The sequence below is a fragment of the Methylobacterium sp. 001424705 genome, from assembly GCF_059816145.1.
In genome coordinates this window covers 105,720-126,733 of record NZ_JCBANU010000014.1, presented here as the reverse complement: position 1 = coordinate 126,733, position 21,014 = coordinate 105,720, and the positions used below count along the sequence as shown (strand labels likewise).

The following is a 21,014-nucleotide window of genomic DNA, read 5'->3' as shown; positions in this document are numbered from 1 at the left end:
CATCGTATTGGGGAACAGCCGCCGTCCAAGACCGATCGGCTCAAAGGGGGCTCGCTCCCGCGATTACCCCATGTGGAAGGCACGCTGCTCACGGTCGTGCCGGTATAGGCACCGGCACCCCCTCGGGGATCGCGCCCCTGGCCTCCACGAATCGGCACGCGATTGAGACGGGGAACCACTTCTCCTAGAAGCAGCGCTGTCGTCTTGCCGGCGCCGCGTCGCGCCCCTGTGATGGGAGTTCTCATGAGCAGCTTGAAGTTCGGGACGAGCGGTCTGCGTGGGCTGGTCACCGACCTGGTGGGCTGGCCGAGCTACGCCTATGCGAGGGCCTTCTTCCGCTCTGTCGCCGAGACGACCGGCACCGGTCGAACCGTCGTGATCGGGCGAGACCTGCGCGACAGCAGCCCCGGCATCGCCGCCACGGTGGCGGCCGCCGCCACGGGCGCCGGCTTCACGGCCATCGATTGCGGCGCGCTGCCGACGCCGGCCCTGGCTCTGGAAGCGCTTCGGCGCGGCGTCTGTGCCGTGATGGTCACCGGCAGCCACATTCCGGAGGACCGGAACGGTCTGAAATTCTACCGGCCCGACGGTGAGATCACCAAGACCGATGAGGCCGCGATCCTGGCGGCCCTCGGCGACATCACCACGGAAGGCGCCATGGCGGCGGCCGATCCCGCTGCGCCGGAGCCCGGCGCGACGGACCGTTACCGTCAGCGCTATTGCGGAACGTTCCCGTCCGACATCCTGGCCGGCCTCAGGATCGCGGTCTACCAGCAGAGCTCCGTGGCGCGCGACCTGCTCGTGGAACTGCTGACGGCGTTGGGCGCGGACGTGACCTCGATCGGGCGCGCGGACCGCTTCGTTCCCATCGACACGGAGGCCCATCGCCCTGAGGACATCGCCTTCATCCGCGATGCCACGGCGTCGGGCGATTTCGACGCCCTGGTGACGACGGATGGCGACGCGGACCGGCCACTGGTCGCGGATGCCGCCGGACGAATCCTGCGGGGGGATGTTCTCGGGCTGATCACGGCGCGGTATCTCGGCGTCGATACCGTCGTCGTGCCGGTCACGGTGGGCTCGGCCATCGAGCATGCGGGCGGGTTCCGGCAGGTGCTGCGCACCAGGGTCGGCTCGCCCTACGTCATCGCCGGCATGGCCCAGGCGGAGACGGAGGGCGCCGACGCCGTTGTCGGCTTTGAGGCGAATGGTGGCTTCCTGCTCGGTTCGGACGTGACCCTCGATGGCCGAACCCTGCCCGCGCTGCCGACCCGCGATGCGATGCTGCCGATTCTGGCGACCCTGGCCGCGGCGCGCAAAGCCGGACTGTCGCTCGCGGACCTCGTCGCATCCCTCTCCGTGGGCGAGACCGCCAGCGACCGCCTGCCCAATACGCCGGCCGAGAAGAGCGGCGCCTTCCTGCGGCAACTCGGCGAGGAGACGTATCGGCGGGATTTCGTTCGGCCGATCGGTGAGCCGCGCGCCATCGACGAGCAGGACGGCGTGAGGATGGAGCTCGATGGCGGACGCACCATCCACTTCCGCGCCTCCGGCAACGCGCCCGAACTGCGCTGCTACGCCGAGGCGGGAACGGCCGGAGAGGCGGAGGACCTGGTCCGCTGGGGATTGGCGGCCGCGGCGGCCGCGATGACGATGGGCGCGCCAGGCTCGGGCTCGGGCTCCGCGCCGCACGGATCGGCGTTCGGCCCCTGAACTTGAGGAGCCGCCGGCGTAACCCGGCGGCCTCGGCGCGCCGGGGCCGTGAGGCTCGGCCTCATCCGAACGCGCCCACCTCGTGCTGGATCATGCCCGAGATCTCGCGCACCCGCTGGAAGCTGCGCCGGATCGGCTCGAACAGCGTCTTGTGCTCGGCCTCGTAGGTGCCGATGTCGCGCGGGCCCGCCGGTTCGCCGAAGTTCAGGCCGAGGGTCGGATCCGGGGTGATCGGGAAGATGTCCTCCAGCAGCGTGAGGCAGCCGTCGATGTCGAGGCGCAGGAAGCGCTCGATCAGCGCTTCGCGGCTCACGCCCGATTGCGGTCGGAAACCCGGAATGTGCACGGCCAGGAACCAGATCCGGTGGATCAGCGCGAGGCGGATCGCGTGCAGCAGGGTCAGGCGGGCCGACATCCGGCCGAGGTCGGGAGCGGCGACCTGCAGGTTGAGCCAGTCGCAGGTGAGGCGGCCGAAGAGGTGGCGCAGGTCGGGGGCGAGCCGCAGCCGGTCGAGGGCGTTGGCGATCACCACGAGTTCCTCGCGCCGGCCGTCGCGCTGGGTGCGCCGGGCCCGCTCCAGCCACACCGCCGGGTCGAGCGTGTCGATATACGCGCGCAGCACGTCGAGGTCGGAGACGCTGGCCGCGTGCTGCACGAGTCGGAAGGCCCGGGAGAAGCGTACGGAATCCCGGCGCATGTCACGGAATAGGTCCGGGGTCCGGCCGGCCGCCCGGCCGACGCCGTGCAGGGAATTGGCCAGGAAGCCGAGCTGCTGCAGGATCGCGTTGTTGGGAATCGCCCGCATCTGGCGCGGATGGGTGATCATGGTCGGGCCGCCGCCATCGGTCTGGCGGGCGACGGGCCGGGAGCCCGTGCGGTCGAGGAGGCTCGGACCGAAGGTCCCCAGCAGGGCGGCGTAGCCGGGATCGTCCACCAGCGCCTCCATGTCCTGGCGCACCACGGTGAAGAACTCGGCGGCGAAATCCGGCTCGGCGTAGATCGGGTCGTCGGTCTCGTCGGCCCCGTTGGCGGGATCGGAGAGGACATAGTCGGCGAAGCTGTCGTCGTCGTCGGTGTCGAAGGCGAAGACGTGCTCGGCGATGCGCTCCACCGTGGCCTCGGCCAGGGGCAGGGTGCCGAACATCAGGTAGCCGTCTGAGCCCTGGAAGCTCGATTCGAGGCGTACCCGGATCCCGGCATTCCGGTTGCGCCGACGCGAATCCTCCGGGGCGAGATAGGCGAGGCGGTCGCGCAGGGAGCTGGGATGCGCGCCCCGGCCGATGGATTCGCCGTGGGTGTCGAAGATCGCGAGTTCCACGCCCGTGAGATCGTTCTGCACCATCAGCTCGGTGATGCGCAGGCGCAGACGCTCGATCCAGAAGCTCGCCGCGAGCTGGCCGACATAGCGCCCGGAATCGGAATAGCCGAACTGTACCGTCAGTCGGCCGATGCGCTTGAGATATTGCCGCCAATGCGGGTTGCGGAGCGCATCGTCGAGGACCCGGATGCCCTGTTCGAGGGCGCTGGCCGTCTCGAACAGCGGCGTGATCTCGACCCTGTCGGCGATGCCGTAGTGCCGCGCCAGCCAGAGGGCGGCCAGCAGCGTGTAGCCGGTCTCGGTCTCGGCGATCAGGAAGCGGACCGGGTGGGTGCCGTCCACGTGCTTGAGGATCTGGGTGATCGTCATCATCAGCCGGGCGGCCGAGGCCCGCTCGGCGGCGAGCGCGCCGAAATCCACGTCCACCGCCTGCACGTCGTTGAGCAGCGCGTGGATGGTGGCGAGGTGCGAACGGCGCTGGGCGGCGTCCGTGGGTTCACCCTCGAGATCGGTGACGCGCCGCACCGCGTTGTGGATCTGGCTGGCGTTCAGCCGGAAATGCGGCAGGGCGTTCGAGAGACCGTGGGTGGCGATGCCGGACCGCAGCAGGGCGATGCTGCGCTGGTCGGCCTCGGATTCGGCCGCCCCGAGGGCGCCCGCGAGTCCGGCCAGGATCGCGCTGGCATCGGTCTGGGCCCGTTCGCGCTCGATGATCAGGGCGAGGGCGAAGCGATGCACCGCCTCCAGGGACGGCTTGGTTCCGAGCCGGGGCGCGACGGCGAGCTGGCGGTTCACGGCGGCGAGGGCGTTCCCCGTGAGGTCGCGCACCACCTGGGTCGCGGGCACCTGGGGGAGGTGGCGCATGACCCGATCGAGCTGCATCCGCTTGGATTCGAGGCGATAGCGCAGGGTGTCCCACCACCCGATATCGGTGCGCCCGTCGGTGTCGCACCCGACCCAGCTCGCGATCGCGAAGGGTTTCGGGACGAGCTCCGTCCAGCGGTCGGGCCAGCGCGCCTGGGCCGCATCGAGGAGCATGGCGTTGAAGCCGTCGACGGCGGTGCGGCCGTGATTGGCCGCGATGCAGGCCTGCTCGAACTCGTCGTCGAGGCTGATGTTCGGGTCGGGCCGGGTCGAGAGGGCGGCCGCGCGCGCGACCAGCGGCGCGCGGGCGGCGCCCTCGGCCTGGCTCGCCGCCTGGGCGATCAGGGCGGCGACGGCGCGCGGCATCCCGAAGGTCGGATGGGCGGTGAAGACCACGGCGAAGCCCGTGCGGCCCACGAGGTCCCGGAAGGTCTCGAAATCGCCCTGGCGCGCGGGGACCGCCGCCACGAGACGGGCGGCCATCCGGCTGTCGGGCGCCGACACCGCGTCCCGGTCCAGCCCCACATAGGCGCGCAGGCGCTCGGCGCGGGACGCCAGGGACTGGGATCGCAGCCGGGGAAACAGGTCGTCCAAGTCGTCCTCGCCGATCTCGCCCCGGTCGAAGCGCCGGGTGATGGCGAGCGTGACCGCGAGCACGGGATTGCGGAACGGATCCTCCGCCGCCTGCTCGCGGGATTCCTCGATCAGCCGCAGGAGGTCGCGCTCCAGGCTCTCCGCCCCCTGCGGATCAGGGCCGGGGTCGTGGGCGGCATCGGCCGGATTGAGGTCATGCATGCGCATCGATCGACCTTGAGGTTCGGGAGCGGGCTAGGGCGTCATACGGCATGCGGACGCCGCCGATGCGTCGGAACTGCGCGAAATCCCCGGCCATCGACACAGAAAGAGGGCCATCCCCGGGGTCGCATGGTCCATCCCTGCGCAGTCCCTGTCTGCACGGCTCATGCCTGACCGCCCCGGAACCGGGGATATCGAGCCGGGGTCGAGCCGTTTCTTCTGACATCGTCGCCCGACGACGCAAGGACCGTTCCGGCGTGGGGCGGCGGTCCGCGAACGTGCCGGGAGAGGATGCAACGCGGCGCGTCCTGGGCTAACGCTGGACCCGGCATGGAAACACTCCTGATCCTGGGGGCCCTGGGCGTCCTCCTGTTCTCCGGCTTCCTCGTGGCCCTTCAGCTCAGAAGGGGGCGTCGGCCCGAACTGCGCATGGCGCGCGAGGAAGACCTCGTGGATGAGGCCGATGGCGAGGATCTGCTGATCCGCAGCCTCGAGCCGCTGCGCCCCAGTCCCATCGATCGCAGCGCGACCGTTCTGGACATCGAGCCGGAGCGGCCGCTCGGGGTTTCGGACGAGGACCCGGCCCGTAAGTTGCCGTCGCCGCCCCGTCCAGACCCGCATCGAGAACGAGAGCTTCGCTGATGGTGTGCTCCCGCACGCGCCGGTGGCCGACCCTCCAGCCCGCGGCCTTCCTGTCGCTGGCCTCCCTGTCCCTGGTTGCCCTGATCGTGGCGGGAGCGGCCCAGGCTCAGGTGTCCGAGCCGGCTCCCGAAACCGAGCGGCCGGCCGCGGCGCCGACCCCGCGCCGGGTCGCCCCGAAGCCCAAACCCAAGCCCGCGCCCAAACCTGCGGTGAAACCGGCGGCCGAGGCCCCCGCGACCACCCCCACCGACCCGGCGCCCGCGCCCGTCGCCGCTCCCGCGCCGATGCCAGCGGCCAACCTGCCCGGCCTGACCGTGCAGTGCGAGGCCCGGGCGGCGGTCTACGAGGGACAGAAGGACTTTGTGGTCTGGGTGACCCGCACGGGGGCCGTCGTCGTCGAGAATCCGCTGCGCCCGCTCACGCCGGAGACGACCCGGGTCCTGGAGGTCGTCATCGCCGGCAAGGCCGCCACGGCATACGGCCCCGACCTGTTCGCCCTGCGGCGCGGCGGCAGCCCGGCAGCCCTCGGGGCGCTGCTCGGCGCCCCGGTCCGCTGGGATGCCGTGCCGGCGCCCCTGCCCGACACGCTCAACATCGTCTCCGACACCGGAAAGAGTCTGGCGCAGCTCGGGTTTCGGGAATGCGGGGAGGCTCCAGCCGTGACGCGTGCGCCGGTGGCCGCCGGGAACGAGGCGGCCAAGCCGAGCAAGACCCCGGTCAAGAAGGTCCGGCCGAAGGTGGCCAAGGAGTCGGGGAGCGGATCGTCCGGCGCCAAGGCCCCCCCCGGCCTCAGCCTGCCGCAGGGTGCCATCGAGTGACGCCATCTGCAGGAGTTCGCCCATGAGTGCCGGATCCCAGGGACCGACCGCCGCCGAGGTGATCGCCCGCCTCGGCCTCGCGCCGCACCCGGAGGGCGGGCATTATCGCGAGACCTTCCGGGATCCCCGCACCGTCGAGGGGCGCTCGGTGGGCAGCGCGATCTACTACCTCCTCGATCTCGGTGAGGTCTCCGAATGGCACCGGGTGGATGCGGCCGAGATCTGGCACTGGCACGCGGGCGCCCCCCTCGTCCTGACGGTGAGCCCCAACGGTCACGATGCCAGCGCGGCCTATCTCGGCCCCGACCTCGCGCGGGGTCAGCAGCCGCAGATCGTCGTCCCGGCCGGCCACTGGCAGACCGCCACCAGCCTCGGGGCCTGGACGCTGGTGGGCTGCACGGTCTCACCGGCCTTCGAATTCGCCGGCTTCGAGATGGCGCCGCCGGACTGGCGCCCGATGCCCAGGTCGTGAGGTTCAGGTCCTGTTGCGGAGGCGCTCGCGCGTCCCGGCCCGGGAGGCCCGCACCGCCACCCCGGCGCCGAGGACGATGAGGAGGCAGGCGAACGCCAGGGCCGGGCTCGGCTCGGCATAGCCGGCGAGCACCAGGGTCAGGGTCGACAGGATCGGGGCGGCGTAGGCCGCGACCCCGAGAAGGCGCAGGTCGCCCCGCTTCACCCCAATGTCCCAAAGATAGAACGCGGCGCCTACCGGCCCCAGGCCGAGGGCGACGACCGCCCCCCACTGCACCGTGCCCGCCGGCCACAGCGTCGTCTCGAAGGCGCGATGGCAGGCGAAGCTAAGAGCCGCTGTGGCGAGGCAGAAGCCCGCCACCGCATCGGTCGGCACCGCCCCGACCCGGGACGAGAGCACGGAATAGCCCGACCAGACGAAGGCGGCCGCCAGGGCCGCGAGATAGCCGGGCAGGGCTCCGGCGGCGAAGTCGATCCCGCCGCGGCCGGCGAACAGCACCATGACGCCAGCGAGTCCGAGGGCGGCCCCGCCGAGATGGCCGGCGTGCAGGCCCGCCGCCCCGGGAAGCCGGGCCGACAGCAGCACGATCAGGAGGGGCCAAAGATAATTGAGCAGGCCCGCCTCCGCCGGTGGGGCGAGGCGCAGGGCGGCGAAGTACAGGGCGTGGTATCCGAACAGGCCGCCGACGCCGAGGAGCCAGACCGGCCAGGGCTGGCGCAGGGTTCGGAGCCCCTCGCGCCTCAGGGGCCAGCTCGTGCAGCCCATCAGGCCGCCCACCGCGAAGGTCATGGCGGCGAGCTGGAACGGGGGTATCGCGCCGGACAATGCGGTCAGCAGCGCGAGTTGCGACCACAGCAGGATCGCGCCGAAACCGAGGAGGGTCGGGGTGGGCATGGGAGGACCGAAGCGGATGGCAGGGGGCTCCTGTCCCATGGAGACCCGCCGGATGGCAACCGGGGACGATCCCGGATCCGACACGAGGCGCACCGACGCGCGGACCAGGGGCGATCCGGACCGTACCGCGGCGCGACGCACCCGATGGCGAGGCGCTAGCGCGCATGATCTCACAACTGGAGAATGTTTTCCCTTGCGGACGGTTGTTTCAGGGCGTTTCTACCCTCGTCGCCCCAGACCCGGAGTCTTCAGGATGCGTCGGTCCCGTTCGTCCACTGCTACGCTGTTCGCCTCGACCCTGCTCGTCCTCGGTGCCAGTCCCGGCCGGGCGGATCCGACCCCGCCCGCGCCCGATCCGACCCTGAAGAGCGAGGGGCCGACCCAACCGGCCAAGGTCGACGACGGAAGTTACGTCGACAAGGACGGCACGCCGACCTACCACGTGACCCAGGGCGGCAAGATGGTCGATTGGCCGGCCATGTCCGGTTACGTGCGCTACAATGCCAACTGCATCGTCTGCCACGGCCCCGACGGGGCCGGTTCGACCTATGCGCCATCGCTGGTCGAGGCCCTGAAGCGCGACGATTACGCGACCTTCGTAGGGATCGTCGCGGGCGGCAAGAAGGACGTCAATTCCGCGCAGCAGCTAGTGATGCCGGCCTTCGGCGACAACCGGAACGTGATGTGCTACATCGACGACATCTACGTCTACCTGCGGGCGCGGGCAGACGGCGTCATCGGTCGCGGCCGGCCGGCCGAGCACGAACCGAAATCCGAGTCGTTCAAGAAGCGCGAGGACGCCTGCATGGGCTGAAGCGCATCCTCGGATGGAGCGGTATCCCCCGAGAGGGACCCAATCCCGCCGCAGCGGGGGCGACGCGCGCCGCCCTCGCTGGTTCTAGAGATCAGGCGATGTACTGGGCGCCGTTGATCGTCAGGGTCGAGCCGGTGATGAAGCCGGAATCGTCGGCGGCGAGATACTCCACCGCGCGGGCGATCTCCTCAGCCTCACCGAGGCGACCCACCGGGATCGTCGAGATGATCTTGTTGCGCACCTCCTCCGGCACCGCCATGACCATGTCGGTGGCGATGTAGCCCGGCGCGATCACGTTGACGGTGATGCCCTTGGAGGCGCTCTCCTGGGCCAGGGCCTTGGCGAAGCCGATCACGCCGGCCTTGGCGGCCGAGTAGTTGGTCTGGCCGACCTGGCCCTTCTGGCCGTTGATCGACGAGATCAGGATGATGCGGCCGAAGCCCCGGTTGCGCATGCCCTCGATCACCGGCCGGGTGACCGTGAAGGCGGAGTCGAGGTTGGTCTTGATGACCGCCTGCCACTTCTCGAAGGTCATCTTGTGGAACAGGCCGTCACGGGTGATGCCGGCATTGTTGACCAGGATGTCGACCGGGCCGACCTCGGCCTCGACCGCCTTGATGCCGGCCTCGCAGGCCGCGTAGTCGCCGACGTCGAACTTGAAGACCGGGATGCCGGTCTCGTCCTTGAAGGCATTGGCCGCCTCGTCGTTGCCACCGTAATTGGCCGCGACCTTGTAGCCCTTGGCCTTCAGGCCCTTCGCGATGGCGGCGCCGATGCCGCGGGTGCCGCCGGTGACGAGGGCGACGCGTTCCTGAGCCATGGTTTCCTCCGAGATCTGGTTTCTTGTGATTGTCTTTGACCGGTCGCGCTTTAGCGGAGGGTCCACGTCGGGCGCGACCGATTTAAATTTGCGGCGCCGTCAAGAATTCATGCGGCGCCCCTCAAGGCTCGGGCTCAGACGCGCTCGACGCAGAGGGCGACGCCCATGCCGCCGCCGATGCACAGGGTGGCGAGGCCGCGCTTGGCGTCACGGCGCTTCAGCTCGTGCAGGAGGGTGACGAGGACGCGGGCGCCCGAGGCCCCGATCGGGTGGCCGATGGCGATGGCGCCGCCATTGACGTTCACCTTGTCGGTGTCCCAGCCCATGTCCTTGTTCACGGCGAGCGCCTGGGCGGCGAAGGCCTCGTTGGCCTCGATCAGGTCGAGGTCGGAAGCCTTCCAGCCAGCCTTGTCCAGGGCCTTGCGCGAGGCCGGGATCGGGCCGGTGCCCATCACCTTGGGGTCGACGCCGGCCGTGGCCCAGGAGACGATCCGGGCCAGGGGCTTGATGCCCCGGCGCTCGGCCTCGGAAGCCGACATCAGCACGATGGCGGCCGCGCCGTCGTTGAGGCCGGAGGCGTTGGCGGCGGTGACGGTGCCGTCCTTGGCGAAGGCGGGCTTGAGCTTGGCCATGGCCTCGACGGTGGCACCGTCGCGGATGTACTCGTCGGTATCGACCACGACGTCGCCCTTGCGGCCCGGCACGGTGACGGCGGCGATCTCCTCCTTGAAGCGGCCCTCCTTGCGGGCGGCCTCGGCCTTGTTCTGCGAGGCGGTGGCGAACTGGTCCTGCTGCTCGCGGGTCAGCTGGAAGGCCTGCGCCACGTTCTCGGCCGTCTGGCCCATGTGGTAGCCGTTGAAGGCGTCCCAGAGGCCGTCCTTGATCATGGTGTCGACGAGCTTGACGTCGCCCATCTTCTGGCCGCCGCGCAGGTACTGCGCGTGGGGGGAGAGCGACATCGATTCCTGGCCGCCGGCCACGATCACGGTGGCGTCGCCGTTGGCAATCTGCTGCATGCCGATGGCGACCGTGCGCAGGCCCGAGCCGCAGACCTGATTGACGCCCCAGGCGGTGGCCTTCTCGGGGATGCCAGCCTTGATGGCGGCTTGGCGGGCGGGGTTCTGGCCGGCGCCGGCGGTGAGGACCTGGCCGAAGATCACCTCGTCCACGTCGTCGGCCGGGACGCCGGCGCGCTCGAGGGCGGCCTTGATCGCCACGGCGCCGAGATCGTGCGCGGGGACGGTGTTGAATACGCCGCCGAACGAACCCACCGCGGTGCGCGCCGCACCGACGATGACGATATCTTCTGCTGCCATGGTGACGTTCTCCTCATTCCGGCGGGCGCTCCCTTGACGCTCTGAATGCAATCGAGCGTGGGCGCCTTTGTGCCGTTCCCTCGGATGAAAGCCGTCGACCCTGCGAAGTCAAGGCATCCGAAGGTTGTTTGCGGCCCCGCCCGTGACAGGACGCTCTCCCTTGCGTGGTATTCCGCGGGATGGGCGATAAATTGCTGTTTTCGTCGGCACGGGAACGTCTTAAGGTGCACTTGTGCGGCGCGGGATCGAGCAGCGGTCCTTGGCGCCGCGGTAAGAAGATCGCGCGGCTACGAACGCGCCGGGAGAGGCCCCCAGAAATGGCGGATAACGGTAAGTCCACCCACACCGTCATCAAGAAATACGCCAACCGGCGCCTCTATCACACCGGGACGTCGACCTACGTCACCCTCGAGGACTTGGCGACGATGGTGCAGAACGGCGAGGACTTCCTCGTCTACGACGCGCGCTCGGGCGACGACATCACCCGGTCGGTGCTGACGCAGATCATCTTCGAGCAGGAGAACAAGGCCGGCGAGGACAACCTGCTGCCGGTGGCTTTCCTGCGCCAGCTGATCCGCTTCTACGGTGACAGCATGCGCACCATGGTTCCGAGCTTCCTGGAATTCTCGATGGCGAACTTCGCCCGGGACCAGGAGGGCCTGCGCGAGAAGATGACGCAGAGCTTCGCGCCCACCGCGTTCCAGAGTGCGATGGAGGAGCAGGTCCGGGCGAACATGAGCTTCTTCGGCGACGCAATGAAGATGTTCACCACCTTCGGCACCGGCCCGCTCTCCGGCATGGGGGCGCATCCCTCCTCGGCGGGCAAGTCCGCCGGCGTTCCCGCCCCGGTCCAGCACGGCCCGGCCGGAAGCGACCTCGACGACCTCAAGCGCCAGATGGCCGAGATGCAGTCCCGCCTTGAGGACCTGGCCAAGAAGTAGGCCCGCGGCGTCGGTGGAAATCTCCCGTGTGCGGGAATCGCCCGAGACCCTCAACGGGTAACCTTGCTGCGCGAGAGGCGCCGGATCAAAGGTTGACGAACCGTTAACGCGGGCCAATTCTGTTCCCACGGGCCATCCGGGCGCGGGGAGCGGGGGCATGGAGCGTGCCGAGACGGAGCGGGACGACCCGGGAGGCGCACTGCCTGAAGCGGTTCCCCTCGCGCGCCATGACCTCGTGGTCATTTCCGGCGGCGGGGCGTCCGGGTTTCGGCCGGTTCCGGCCCGTCCCCTGTCCGGCTTCCTGGCCCAGCTCATCGTCAGCACCGAGCCAACCCTGCGGCCGTCCCGCATCGAGCGCACGCGCTCGGCCGCGGCGCGCTACGCCGAGGCTGCGCGCCGCGCCTGACGGACGCTGACATCACCCTCGGATGGTGGCGATCGGCCAACGAAAAAAGCCGGGCCCCTGCGGGGCCTCGGCTCGGAATCTCGGGCGTGCGGTGCCGTCCGGGGCGGCCATACGGCGCCCCCGCGAGGACTCAGGCCTCGGTCGACTTCACCTTGAGGACCTGGCGGCCCCGGTACATGCCGGTCTTGAGATCGATGTGGTGGGGACGACGCAGCTCGCCCGAATCCTTGTCGGTGACGTAGGTCGGGGCCTTGAGAGCGTCGGCGGAGCGGCGCATGCCGCGACGCGAGGGGGAGGTCTTTCGCTTCGGAACGGCCATCGGAAGAGTCCTGCTACGGCAAAAAAGGCACCGTGGGCGCGACTTCCAGGGGAAGGCCGCCTCGGTACCGCGGTCAAACGGAGATTCGCTGGCGGCTCTATAACGCCACCCGCAGGTTCTGGCTAGAGTGTCCCGCGCAGGAGGTTCGAAGAGGCGGGGCCGACAGGTCCGGCGCGGATCGGGCCTCGGCGCGGCAAGGATCCCCGGCCCTCGCCGTGCCGTCCAGGATCCCGCCCTGGACCCGCGGAGGATTCGCTCCCCGCCGCACGGCATCAATCCCGGCGCGGAGACGCGCGAGGACTTTAATCTGCGGTTCAAGTTGGAACTTCTACCTAGGGGACAGGCTCGCCGCCGCATTACGCGGAGGGCGATGCTTTCGGGAGACATCCATGTCCTCATCCCTGCTGCGTACCCTCGCCGTTCTGACCTGCCTCGCCGCCGGCCCCGCCCTGGCCCAGGCGCCAAGCCCGGCCGCCCCCACGCCCTCGACGGCTCCCAAGACCGTGGCGCCGACCGCGCCCGCGGCGCCCAAGGCGCCGACGGTCGAGCCGGCCGCGAAGACGGCCCTGGTCGACATCAACAGCGCCACCGCCGCCGAGCTCGACGCCCTGCCGGGCATCGGTGCCGCCCGCGCCGCCGCGATCATCAAGGGGCGCCCCTATCGAGGCAAGGACGAGCTTCTGTCCAAGAAAATCATCCCGCAGAACGCCTATGACGGCATCAAGGACAAGGTCATCGCCAAGCAGAAGTGAGGCTGGCCAAATGGACATGTAAGGTCTGGCGCGGCGCGCGGGGTGTCCCTGCGCGCCGCGCGGTCTGCCACCCTTGCGGGGGTCCGTGCCGGGTGATAGGCGCCGGGGATCACACGAGAAACGCCGTTCGTGGCCCGTCGTCGATCCCAGCGCGAAAACTCCCCGTCCATGCCGCCGCCCCCCGCCATCCGCCTGCATCGCGGCGACCTGCCCGCCGATTACGTCGCCGGCCCGGCCATCGCCATCGACACCGAGACCCTCGGGCTCAACCCGCATCGCGACCGCCTCTGCGTCGTGCAGATCTCGCGTGGCGACGGCGCTGCCGACGTGCTCCAGATCATCCCTGGCGGACCGGCTCCCGAGACGCTGATGCGCGTGCTGGCCGATCCGGCCACCCTGAAGATCTTCCACTTCGCGCGCTTCGACCTCGCGGTGCTGTTCCAGGGCCTTGGGGTCATGCCGGCGCCGGTCTACTGCACCAAGGTGGCCTCGAAGCTGGCTCGCACCTACACCGACCGGCACGGGCTGAAGGACGTGGTCCGGGAACTCGTGGGCATCGACCTTTCCAAGCAGCAGCAATCCTCGGATTGGGGCGCCGATACCCTGAGCCAAGCCCAGGTCGATTACGCCGCCTCCGATGTGCTCTACCTGCACGCCGCGCGCGCGCGGCTCGACGCGATGCTGGAGCGGGAGGGCCGCACGGATCTCGCGCGGAACTGCTTCGACTTCCTTCCGACCCGCGCCCGGCTCGACCTCGCCGGCTGGCCGGACACCGACATCTTCGCGCATGCCTAGGGGCGGCCTCCCTCGCATGGGCCCCCGTCACGCCAGCCTTCCTGTCCCCGGCCTCCGTGCGCCGTCGCACATCCCCGCGCCCGCGCCTGCGCCATTCCGCCCTCGGGTGAACCGGAGGCTTGATGCTTTCTCAAGCTTCCCGTCATAACTTCGCCACTGCCCCCGGCCATCCGGCGGTCGACCCAGCCGTGGCGCGCTCCTCGCGTGCGCCGACGCCGCCGGGGCACGATGTTGGAAAGATCATGCACCTGGGCGCGGCGATCGAGACGGGGCAGACGAGCGACGGCCGCGTCGATGCACGCCGGACCCGCGCCCATGCGCGGGCGCGCAACCACAGCAGCCACGTGCGCGCCCTGCGCCGGCTGATCCCCCTCGCCGCCGGAACCGCCGTCATCGCACTCGCGGTCGTGACCCTGTTCAATCCCTTCGGAGCCGGCCTCCCCGACGTGTCGGTGGGCCAGCTCAGCCTGTCGGGCAGCAGGGTGAAGATGGAGAATCCCCGCCTGTCCGGCTTTCGGAAGGGCGACCGGGGCTACGAGGTCACCGCCATCGCCGCTTTCCAGGACGTTCGCAAGCCGAGCGTGATCGAATTGCAGGCCATGAAGGGCCAGCTCAACACCGACGACAAGGGCGGCCTCGTCCACCTCGAAGCCGCCTCCGGCGTGTTCGATTCCGCGCGCGAATCCCTGAACCTCGACCGCGACATCCGGCTCTGGACGGACAAGGGGGAGGAGGTCCGCCTGAAGACGGCCGCCGTCGACTTCAAGGCCGGCAGCGTCCGGTCGAGCGAGACCGTCGCCGTCTCCATGCCGAGCGGCACCATCGTGGCCGACACCTTGGAGGTGATCGACAGCGGCCACGTCATCTCCTTCGTCGGCAACGTCCATACGGTCCTGCACGGTCGGGATCCGTCGGGAGGGGATCCGCAGGACAAGTCCGAGGCCGGGGCCGACAAGGCTCAGGTCGCCGGGCTGACCGACAAGCCGACGCGCATCCGGACCACGGCGGCCGAGCCCGAGGACGGGGAGCGCCGCCGGTGACGCGGCCCACGGTGAAGGACGTCGTCCCGCATCGGTGCCTGACGGCCCTCGTGCTCGCGCTGGCGAGCGTGATCGCGGCCGGGCCCGCCGCGGCACAGACCGCGCCCGCGGCCCCGCGCAAGGAGAAGGCCGCTTCGCCCCTGGGCAACCTCGGCGGCGGCGGCAAGGAGCCGATCAAGATCGACGCCGATCGTCTCGACGTGTTCGACCGCGAGAACAAGGCCGTCTTCGCCGGCAACGTCGTCGCCGTGCAGGGCGACAGCACGATCCGCTGCTCCAGCATGACGGTGCGCTACAAGCGCGGCAAGGACAAGAAAGAGCCAGCGGCGGGCGGCGAGCCGGCCAGCCAGGCGGAGCGGGCCGCCGGCCTGAACGAGAACGGCATCCAGCGCGTGGAATGTGCCGGCCCGGTGACCGTGGTGCAGAAGGACCAGATCGCCACCGGCGACAACGCCGTGTTCGATCAGGAGGCCAAGCGCATCGTGGTCACCGGCAACGTCATCCTGAGCCAGTGCCAGAACGTCACCCGCGGCTCCCGCCTCGTCTACGACATGAACACCGGCCGGGCGAACATGGACCCGGTGGCGGGCGGGCGCGTCTCCGCCCTCCTCGTGCCGCAGAAGGAGGACGGGGCCAAGGGCAAGGGCTGCACGCCGGCGTCCATCGCCGGACGCGCGTCCAAGCCGCCGGCCGACAAGCCCGCAGCGGACAATCCCACCGAAGCCTCCGCCGAGAAGCCTGCCGGCAAGACCCGGGCCCAGACGAATTGAGTGCCGCAGCGCCGGCGCCCGCCCTGGCGGAGCGCTCCTCCGATCGTGCCGGCGCGCCGCCTGCGCCCTCCCTGCTCCGGCGGTTGTTCGGAGGGCGCGCCCGTCGTCACGCGGCCGAGGCGGCCGCCATCGTCGAGGAGGGCGGCGGGCCGGGCATCCTCTGCGTGCGCGGCCTGCGCAAGAGTTACGGCGCCCGCACCGTTGTGCACGAGGCCGGCCTCACTGTGCGCAACGGCGAGGCGGTCGGTCTCCTCGGCCCCAACGGCGCCGGCAAGACCACCATCTTCTACATGATCACCGGCCTCGTCACGGCCGATCGCGGGACCATCACCCTCGACGGCCTGCCGATCACCCAACTGCCGATGTACCAGCGGGCCCGCCTCGGCATCGGCTACCTGCCGCAGGAGGCCTCGATCTTCCGTGGCCTCACCGTGGAGGACAACATCCGTGCGGTGCTCGAGGTGGCCGAGCCCGACCGCAAGGAGCGCGCCCGCAAGCTCGAATCGCTGCTCGAGGAGTTCGATATCGCGCGCCTGCGCAAGTCGCCGTCCATCGCCCTCTCCGGAGGCGAGCGCCGTCGCTGCGAGATCGCCCGGGCGCTCGCTTCCTCGCCGAGCTTCATGCTTCTCGACGAGCCCTTCGCGGGGATCGACCCCATCGCGGTCGGCGACATCCAAGACCTGGTGAAGCACCTGAAGCAGCGCGGGATCGGCGTGCTCATCACCGACCACAACGTGCGCGAGACCCTTGGGCTCATCGATCGCGCCTACATCGCCCATTCGGGTCGCATCCTCACCGAGGGAACGCCCGAGGAGATCGTGGCCAATCCGGAGGCCCGCCGCCTCTATCTCGGCGAGGATTTCCGCCTCTAGGGGCCGGTCTCGTCCGAACCCTGCAGCGTCAGCTCTGCATCCGGGTCACAGCCCAAGGATTTTTTCAGCCGGCGTCCAGGACGATCCGAACCGCACGCCAATGGTGCAATGCGGGAATTTCGGCTGATTTTCCAAGCTTTTGTTAGCGTCCAAGATGCGACGCAGGGGTCTCCGCTGGAGTGCCCGCCCCCGTGCTGCTTTCATGGCCTGCTCAATTTGCGTGCAAGCCCGGTCCGCCACGCTTTGACGCGGGATCGGGTTGGCGTTAGACCTGGGGGCAGACGACAGGAAGCAAGATTTGTGCCGAGGTTCGGTTCACGGCGACGTGGGCCGCTGGTCCGAGGTGCGACTCACCCGGGGCGACAACCATGAGTCTGCTGCAACGGCTGGAAATGCGCCAGGGCCAAGCCCTGGTGATGACGCCTCAGCTTCTCCAGGCGATCAAGCTCCTCCAGCTCTCCCAGCTCGACCTCGCCGCCTACGTCGATGCCGAACTCGAGCGCAATCCGTTGCTGGAGCGCGCCGACGGCGAGAGCGAGATCGAACGCGCGCCGGCCGAGACACCTTCCGAATCCTCGGTCGATCGCGACGGGGACGGCGAGGGGGGCGACTACGGCGGGAGCGACGAGCCCTGGATCGCCACCACGCTGACGGCGAGCGGCGCCGACATGGAGAGCGCCCTCGACACGCGCCTCGACAACGTGTACTCGGACGAGAACCCGACCCATGCCCGCGAGGCGGCTTCCGGGGACATGCTCTCGCTGACGCCGGCGCCCTACGGCAATACCGGCGGCAGCTTCGACGGCGAGGCCCCGGACTTCGAGGCGAGCCTCACCGCCGAGGTTTCCCTGCGCGAGCATCTCGGCGCCCAGCTCGACCTCGCCACCCGCGATCCCCTGGACCGGCTGATCGGCGGCTTCCTCATCGATGCCGTCGACGATGCCGGTTACCTGCGCGAATCGATCGACGCGGTGGCCGAGCGCCTCGGCGCCTCCCTCGACCGGGTCGCCCGGGTGCTGAAGCTTGTCCAGAGCTTCGAGCCCGCCGGCATCGCCGCGCGCGACCTCGCCGAGTGCCTCGCCCTGCAGCTGCGCGACCGAGACCGGTTCGATCCGGCCATGCAGGCCCTGGTGTCGCGCCTCGACCTCGTGGCCAAGCGCGATTTCGCGGCGCTGCGCCGGCTCTGCGGCGTCGACGACGAGGATCTCGTCGACATGCTGGCCGAGCTGCGCCGGCTCGATCCGAAACCCGGCCGCGCCTTCGGAACCCGGGCCGTCGAGGTGCTGATCCCCGACGTGTTCGTGCGCGCGGCGCCCGACGGCTCGTGGCTGGTGGAGCTCAACGCCGAGGCCCTGCCGCGGGTGCTGGTCAATCAGAGCTACTATGCCCGCGTCTCCCGCGGCGCGGCGGCCGAGGGCGACAAGGCCTTCCTGTCGGAATGCCTGCAGACCGCCAATTGGCTCACCCGCAGCCTGGAGCAGCGGGCCCGCACTATCCTCAAGGTCGCCTCCGAGATCGTGCGCCAGCAGGACGCCTTCTTCCTGCACGGCGTCGCTCACCTGCGCCCGCTCAACCTGAAGACCGTGGCCGAGGCGATCGGCATGCATGAATCCACCGTCTCGCGGGTCACCTCGAACAAGTCGATCGGCACCAGCCGCGGCACGCTGGAGATGAAGTACTTCTTCACCGCCGCGATCCCGGGCGCCGCCGGCACCGCCTCGCATTCGTCCGAGGCCGTCCGCCACCGCATCAAGCAGCTCGTCGACGGCGAGGCGCCGAGCGACGTGCTCTCCGACGACGCCCTGGTGCAGCGCCTGCGTGACGAGGGCATCGACATCGCACGCCGCACCGTCGCCAAGTACCGGGAATCCCTGCGCATTCCCTCCTCGATCGAGCGCCGTCGCGAGCATTTCGCCTATGCGGGGCGGTGAGACCCCTCGGCGGGGCGTCCCCTTCGGCGACGAACGGGGCGGGCCGGCAAGATGCACAGCGGCCCGCCTTCCGCAGCCCCAGGGGCTCGCGCGAGGCCAGGGGCCGGGCTGCGAATGACGGATCGGCGGCCGGGACAAGGCCTCGGCCCGGCCTCGCGTTGACTTCTCCGAGAGAGGCTCCTTAACTCAGGTTGCGCCTTACCCAGGGCGTGTCCACAACGAAAATCGGAGGGATCATGGGGTCATTGCGCGTGACGGGCCACGGCCTGGACCTTGGCGAAGCTCTTCGGGGGCGGGTCGAGGAGCGAATGGCTGCCACGCTCTCGAAATATCTCGACAGCCACATGAGCGGGACCTGCTCCGGCCACGTCACCCTCCGGCGGGACGGGACCGCCTACCGCACCGATTGCGTGCTCCACCTCGTCTCCGGCCTGACCCTGGAGGCCTCCGGCGCCGCCCACGACGCCCATGCGAGCTTCGAGCAGACGGCGGACCGCCTGGAAAAGCGCCTTCGGCGCTACAAGCACAGGCTGAAGGACCATGGCGCGGCCGGCCATGACGGCGCGACGGTGCAAGCGGCCTACGCGGTGTTCGCCGCCCCGAGCGAGGCCGACGCCATCGACCTCGACGAGGATGGCGACGACGGGGAGGCGGCGCACCCGCCGGTGGTGGCGGAGAGCACCAAGACCCTGAAGCGCCACTCGGTCAGCGAGGCGGTCACCGCCCTCGACCTCACGGGCGCGCCGGTCATCGTGTTCGTTCACGCTGGCACCGGACGCATCAACGTCGTATACCGCCGCACGGACGGGGCCATCGGCTGGGTCGATCCGGCCGAGACAGCCTCGTAGGCGCGGGTCGGGAACAGAGCCTGAACCCGCTCGATTGAGTTCAAGGGCCGCCTGGGTGGCCCGACCTTTCATGGAGTGGCGGCCGGATCGGCCGCCGCCGACGGGGCGACGGTCCTTCATGCCAGTGCTGGAATTCCTCTCTCCGGATTCCGTGGTGCCGTCCCTGCGTGTCCGCGCCAAGAAATCGATGCTGCAGGAGCTCAGCGCGCACGCTGTGCGTCAGCTTTCGGCCCTGGACGAGCGCGAGGTGTTCGAGACCCTGCTGCAGCGCGAGCGCCTGGGGTCCACCGGCATCGGCGACGGCGTCGCCATCCCGCATGGCAAGCTGCCCGGCCTCGACCGGCTGTTCGGCCTCGTCGCCCGGCTGGAGAAGCCGGTGGATTTCGATGCCCTCGACGGCCAACCCGTCGACATCGCCTTCCTGCTCCTGGCGCCCGAGGGCGCCGGTGCCGACCACCTGAAGGCCCTGGCCCAGGTCGCACGCCTCCTGCGCGAGCCCGGCATCCTCGAGCGCATCCGCGCCGCCCGCGACGCCAGTGCCCTCTACGCGCTGCTCACCCACACCTCGGCCTCGCAGGCCGCATGATCATGCGGATCCTGCCCTGCGCGCCCGTGGTGGTCGCGCTCCTGCTCGCCGCCGCGCCTGCCCGCGCACAACAGCGTGGCGCCACCGATACCGCTTGCGCCCGCGATGTCCTCGTAGCGAATTCCATGCAGCGACAGGCGATCGACCAGCTCGAACAGGCCGGCAGCGAGGCGGCCGACCAGTGTCGCGTCTGGCGCCGGCACGTGGAGACCATGCGCCGAGTGGCCAGCGTCTATGGCCGCTGCCTCTCGGGGGCCGAGCGCACGGATCGTCTCAACCAGGTCCAGATATCCGAGAAGGAATTCGCCGGGATGATCCGGAGCCAGTGCAAGGGGTTGTGAGGCCTCGGGCTCCAGGCGGGGCTCGACCTATTCCTGCCCGCGCAGCAGCAGCGGTTCGGCGACCATCTTGATCGGCTTGCCGCGTCCGATCAGGATGGCGGCCCGTGAACGCTCCGGATCGTGCTCGAAGCGGGTCCGGACCCAGGCCACGAGGAATTTCAGGTATTCCGAGGCAAGCAGCTTGGCGGAGGAGGGGTGATGCCACCAGCGGTCGGCATCGAAGCCCTCCGCGATCACCGGATGAGGCACGACGCGGTCGGCACCCATGAGGGCGTGGTCGAGTTCCACCATCGTGCGGGGCATGTGGTAGTTCGAGGTCACCACCGTCACCGTGCTGAAGCGGTGCTGGCGCATCCAGCGCCGGGTCTCGATGGCGTTGCCGATGGTGTTGCGCGCCCGATAGTCGAGGTCGACGCAGCAGTCGATCCAGTGGCGCTGCGTCGGGTTGAGGCGGGCGATCTCGTCGCGACTGGTGCGCTCGTTGACGCCGGTGATCAGCAGGCGCCGGCCATAGCCGTTGGCTAGGAGGTCGATGGCGTCGCCGATGCGCTGCGCCCCGCCCGTGAGCGCCACGATGCCGTCGGCCCGACCCTGCGGCACGCGCTCGTCCCGCTCCAGGCAGGCCACGAATGTCAGGAAGCCGCAGAAGAGTGCGACGGCGCCGGTGGCCGCGAGGCCGAGGGTGGCCTTGGCGGTCGGGCCGAGCCCACTCCGCGCCCTGGTTCCAGGAGCGGCCGAATCCGGCTGCCGGCGTGCCGGGGCGGGCGCGCGGGATGCGGCGTCGGTCCAGGCCCATCCGAAAGCCTCGGAGGGCCTCATGGTGCCGCTGGCTGACATCCGCCTCGTCATTCCCCCAGAGAGTAGCCCCGATTGGGGCGTTCACGAGGCAAGTATCTCCGCCCGGAAAGGTTCATGAAGGGTTAACGGGATCGTCGGCTTCGGTGACA

Annotated in this window: 22 protein-coding genes; 16 read left to right on the top strand and 6 right to left on the bottom strand. The window is 70.0% G+C overall.

All coding sequences use genetic code 11. From position 1 onward, the window contains the following. Positions 1–243 precede the first annotated feature (243 nt). The gene (locus AC6EUL_RS12650; RefSeq protein WP_499870408.1) at positions 244–1,713 is read left to right on the top strand and encodes a phosphomannomutase; all 1,470 of its coding nucleotides are present in this window, start codon (positions 244–246) and stop codon (positions 1,711–1,713) included. A 61-nt stretch (positions 1,714–1,774) separates the two neighbouring features. On the opposite strand, the gene AC6EUL_RS12645 is transcribed toward AC6EUL_RS12650, so the two are convergent. Then, on the bottom strand, positions 1,775–4,690 hold the full coding sequence (locus tag AC6EUL_RS12645; protein ID WP_499870407.1) for a phosphoenolpyruvate carboxylase: 2,916 nt from the start codon (positions 4,688–4,690) through the stop codon (positions 1,775–1,777). Between the two features lie 330 nt (positions 4,691–5,020). Between AC6EUL_RS12645 and AC6EUL_RS12640 the strand changes: the two genes are divergently transcribed. Genes AC6EUL_RS12640 through AC6EUL_RS12630 form a run of 3 tightly spaced genes read left to right on the top strand, consistent with a single transcriptional unit; the run spans position 5,021 to position 6,622 of the window. Next, a complete protein-coding gene (locus AC6EUL_RS12640) occupies positions 5,021–5,332 on the top strand; it encodes a hypothetical protein (RefSeq protein WP_056276148.1) in 312 nt (103 codons plus the stop codon). Next, positions 5,332–6,150, top strand: coding sequence for a hypothetical protein (locus AC6EUL_RS12635; protein WP_499870406.1), 819 nt, complete (start codon positions 5,332–5,334; stop codon positions 6,148–6,150). The genes AC6EUL_RS12640 and AC6EUL_RS12635 overlap by 1 nt, the downstream gene beginning before the upstream one ends. A gap of 22 nt (positions 6,151–6,172) precedes the next feature. Further along, a complete protein-coding gene (locus AC6EUL_RS12630; RefSeq protein ID WP_056211625.1) occupies positions 6,173–6,622 on the top strand; it encodes a cupin domain-containing protein in 450 nt (149 codons plus the stop codon). A gap of 3 nt (positions 6,623–6,625) precedes the next feature. Here AC6EUL_RS12630 and yddG read toward each other — a convergent pair whose 3' ends face one another. Further along, the gene (yddG, locus tag AC6EUL_RS12625; protein ID WP_499870403.1) at positions 6,626–7,516 is read right to left on the bottom strand and encodes an aromatic amino acid exporter YddG; all 891 of its coding nucleotides are present in this window, start codon (positions 7,514–7,516) and stop codon (positions 6,626–6,628) included. Between the two features lie 253 nt (positions 7,517–7,769). Here yddG and AC6EUL_RS12620 point away from each other — a divergent pair, with 253 nt between their 5' ends. Continuing rightward, the gene (locus AC6EUL_RS12620; RefSeq protein WP_056493967.1) at positions 7,770–8,330 is read left to right on the top strand and encodes a c-type cytochrome, methanol metabolism-related; all 561 of its coding nucleotides are present in this window, start codon (positions 7,770–7,772) and stop codon (positions 8,328–8,330) included. Between the two features lie 91 nt (positions 8,331–8,421). On the opposite strand, the gene phbB is transcribed toward AC6EUL_RS12620, so the two are convergent. Together phbB and AC6EUL_RS12610 are read right to left on the bottom strand one after the other, a co-directional pair. Beyond that, positions 8,422–9,150 (bottom strand): acetoacetyl-CoA reductase, encoded by a 729-nt coding sequence (gene phbB, locus AC6EUL_RS12615; RefSeq protein ID WP_056211631.1) that lies wholly within the window; start codon positions 9,148–9,150, stop codon positions 8,422–8,424. A gap of 134 nt (positions 9,151–9,284) precedes the next feature. Further along, entirely contained in the window at positions 9,285–10,466 is a 1,182-nt protein-coding gene (locus AC6EUL_RS12610; RefSeq protein WP_056276136.1) for an acetyl-CoA C-acetyltransferase, read from the bottom strand. 317 nt (positions 10,467–10,783) lie between these two features. On the opposite strand from AC6EUL_RS12610, the gene phaR reads away from it, so the two are divergent. Both phaR and AC6EUL_RS12600 read left to right on the top strand, forming a co-directional pair. Beyond that, positions 10,784–11,407 (top strand): polyhydroxyalkanoate synthesis repressor PhaR, encoded by a 624-nt coding sequence (gene phaR / locus AC6EUL_RS12605; RefSeq protein ID WP_056211634.1) that lies wholly within the window; start codon positions 10,784–10,786, stop codon positions 11,405–11,407. A gap of 157 nt (positions 11,408–11,564) precedes the next feature. After that, complete coding sequence (locus AC6EUL_RS12600; RefSeq protein WP_056381906.1) at positions 11,565–11,813, top strand: hypothetical protein; 249 nt, start codon at positions 11,565–11,567, stop codon at positions 11,811–11,813. 130 nt (positions 11,814–11,943) lie between these two features. Here AC6EUL_RS12600 and rpmF read toward each other — a convergent pair whose 3' ends face one another. Beyond that, positions 11,944–12,132: a 50S ribosomal protein L32 gene (gene rpmF / locus AC6EUL_RS12595; RefSeq protein ID WP_055946842.1), complete on the bottom strand. Its 189-nt coding sequence runs from the start codon at positions 12,130–12,132 to the stop codon at positions 11,944–11,946. Positions 12,133–12,521: 389 nt separating this feature from the next. Between rpmF and AC6EUL_RS12590 the strand changes: the two genes are divergently transcribed. From AC6EUL_RS12590 to AC6EUL_RS12550, 9 genes are all read left to right on the top strand, one after another. Continuing rightward, complete coding sequence (locus tag AC6EUL_RS12590) at positions 12,522–12,884, top strand: helix-hairpin-helix domain-containing protein (RefSeq protein WP_056211638.1); 363 nt, start codon at positions 12,522–12,524, stop codon at positions 12,882–12,884. Positions 12,885–13,052: 168 nt separating this feature from the next. Further along, positions 13,053–13,679 carry a ribonuclease D gene (locus AC6EUL_RS12585; protein WP_499870399.1) on the top strand — a complete coding sequence of 209 codons (627 nt, stop codon included), beginning with the start codon at positions 13,053–13,055 and terminating at the stop codon, positions 13,677–13,679. A gap of 242 nt (positions 13,680–13,921) precedes the next feature. Further along, entirely contained in the window at positions 13,922–14,719 is a 798-nt protein-coding gene (locus tag AC6EUL_RS12580) for a hypothetical protein (protein ID WP_056211642.1), read from the top strand. 38 nt (positions 14,720–14,757) lie between these two features. Continuing rightward, positions 14,758–15,489 (top strand): LptA/OstA family protein, encoded by a 732-nt coding sequence (locus tag AC6EUL_RS12575; protein ID WP_499870418.1) that lies wholly within the window; start codon positions 14,758–14,760, stop codon positions 15,487–15,489. Between the two features lie 83 nt (positions 15,490–15,572). Continuing rightward, positions 15,573–16,361 (top strand): LPS export ABC transporter ATP-binding protein, encoded by a 789-nt coding sequence (gene lptB, locus AC6EUL_RS12570; protein ID WP_244479792.1) that lies wholly within the window; start codon positions 15,573–15,575, stop codon positions 16,359–16,361. Between the two features lie 368 nt (positions 16,362–16,729). Beyond that, a complete protein-coding gene (gene rpoN / locus AC6EUL_RS12565) occupies positions 16,730–18,292 on the top strand; it encodes an RNA polymerase factor sigma-54 (protein WP_499870396.1) in 1,563 nt (520 codons plus the stop codon). 236 nt (positions 18,293–18,528) lie between these two features. Beyond that, on the top strand, positions 18,529–19,140 hold the full coding sequence (gene hpf / locus AC6EUL_RS12560; protein ID WP_056276123.1) for a ribosome hibernation-promoting factor, HPF/YfiA family: 612 nt from the start codon (positions 18,529–18,531) through the stop codon (positions 19,138–19,140). 118 nt (positions 19,141–19,258) lie between these two features. Beyond that, a complete protein-coding gene (gene ptsN / locus AC6EUL_RS12555) occupies positions 19,259–19,726 on the top strand; it encodes a PTS IIA-like nitrogen regulatory protein PtsN (RefSeq protein ID WP_499870393.1) in 468 nt (155 codons plus the stop codon). A gap of 2 nt (positions 19,727–19,728) precedes the next feature. After that, positions 19,729–20,067, top strand: coding sequence for a hypothetical protein (locus tag AC6EUL_RS12550; protein ID WP_056211648.1), 339 nt, complete (start codon positions 19,729–19,731; stop codon positions 20,065–20,067). 27 nt (positions 20,068–20,094) lie between these two features. Here the strand turns inward: AC6EUL_RS12550 and AC6EUL_RS12545 are convergent, their stop codons facing one another. After that, positions 20,095–20,904 carry a YdcF family protein gene (locus AC6EUL_RS12545; protein ID WP_056211650.1) on the bottom strand — a complete coding sequence of 270 codons (810 nt, stop codon included), beginning with the start codon at positions 20,902–20,904 and terminating at the stop codon, positions 20,095–20,097. Positions 20,905–21,014 lie beyond the last annotated feature (110 nt).

Excerpts from the sequence above, each read along its gene's own strand:
- AC6EUL_RS12650 (WP_499870408.1), top strand. The coding sequence starts at position 244 with ATGAGCAGCTTGAAGTTCGGGACGAGCGGTCTGCGTGGGCTGGTCACC.
- AC6EUL_RS12645 (WP_499870407.1), bottom strand. The coding sequence starts at position 4,690 with ATGCATGACCTCAATCCGGCCGATGCCGCCCACGACCCCGGCCCTGAT.
- AC6EUL_RS12640 (WP_056276148.1), top strand. The coding sequence starts at position 5,021 with ATGGAAACACTCCTGATCCTGGGGGCCCTGGGCGTCCTCCTGTTCTCC.
- AC6EUL_RS12635 (WP_499870406.1), top strand. The coding sequence starts at position 5,332 with ATGGTGTGCTCCCGCACGCGCCGGTGGCCGACCCTCCAGCCCGCGGCC.
- AC6EUL_RS12630 (WP_056211625.1), top strand. The coding sequence starts at position 6,173 with ATGAGTGCCGGATCCCAGGGACCGACCGCCGCCGAGGTGATCGCCCGC.
- yddG (WP_499870403.1), bottom strand. The coding sequence starts at position 7,516 with ATGCCCACCCCGACCCTCCTCGGTTTCGGCGCGATCCTGCTGTGGTCG.
- AC6EUL_RS12620 (WP_056493967.1), top strand. The coding sequence starts at position 7,770 with ATGCGTCGGTCCCGTTCGTCCACTGCTACGCTGTTCGCCTCGACCCTG.
- phbB (WP_056211631.1), bottom strand. The coding sequence starts at position 9,150 with ATGGCTCAGGAACGCGTCGCCCTCGTCACCGGCGGCACCCGCGGCATC.
- AC6EUL_RS12610 (WP_056276136.1), bottom strand. The coding sequence starts at position 10,466 with ATGGCAGCAGAAGATATCGTCATCGTCGGTGCGGCGCGCACCGCGGTG.
- phaR (WP_056211634.1), top strand. The coding sequence starts at position 10,784 with ATGGCGGATAACGGTAAGTCCACCCACACCGTCATCAAGAAATACGCC.
- AC6EUL_RS12600 (WP_056381906.1), top strand. The coding sequence starts at position 11,565 with ATGGAGCGTGCCGAGACGGAGCGGGACGACCCGGGAGGCGCACTGCCT.
- rpmF (WP_055946842.1), bottom strand. The coding sequence starts at position 12,132 with ATGGCCGTTCCGAAGCGAAAGACCTCCCCCTCGCGTCGCGGCATGCGC.
- AC6EUL_RS12590 (WP_056211638.1), top strand. The coding sequence starts at position 12,522 with ATGTCCTCATCCCTGCTGCGTACCCTCGCCGTTCTGACCTGCCTCGCC.
- AC6EUL_RS12585 (WP_499870399.1), top strand. The coding sequence starts at position 13,053 with ATGCCGCCGCCCCCCGCCATCCGCCTGCATCGCGGCGACCTGCCCGCC.
- AC6EUL_RS12580 (WP_056211642.1), top strand. The coding sequence starts at position 13,922 with ATGCACCTGGGCGCGGCGATCGAGACGGGGCAGACGAGCGACGGCCGC.
- rpoN (WP_499870396.1), top strand. The coding sequence starts at position 16,730 with ATGAGTCTGCTGCAACGGCTGGAAATGCGCCAGGGCCAAGCCCTGGTG.
- hpf (WP_056276123.1), top strand. The coding sequence starts at position 18,529 with ATGGGGTCATTGCGCGTGACGGGCCACGGCCTGGACCTTGGCGAAGCT.
- ptsN (WP_499870393.1), top strand. The coding sequence starts at position 19,259 with ATGCCAGTGCTGGAATTCCTCTCTCCGGATTCCGTGGTGCCGTCCCTG.
- AC6EUL_RS12550 (WP_056211648.1), top strand. The coding sequence starts at position 19,729 with ATGCGGATCCTGCCCTGCGCGCCCGTGGTGGTCGCGCTCCTGCTCGCC.
- AC6EUL_RS12545 (WP_056211650.1), bottom strand. The coding sequence starts at position 20,904 with ATGTCAGCCAGCGGCACCATGAGGCCCTCCGAGGCTTTCGGATGGGCC.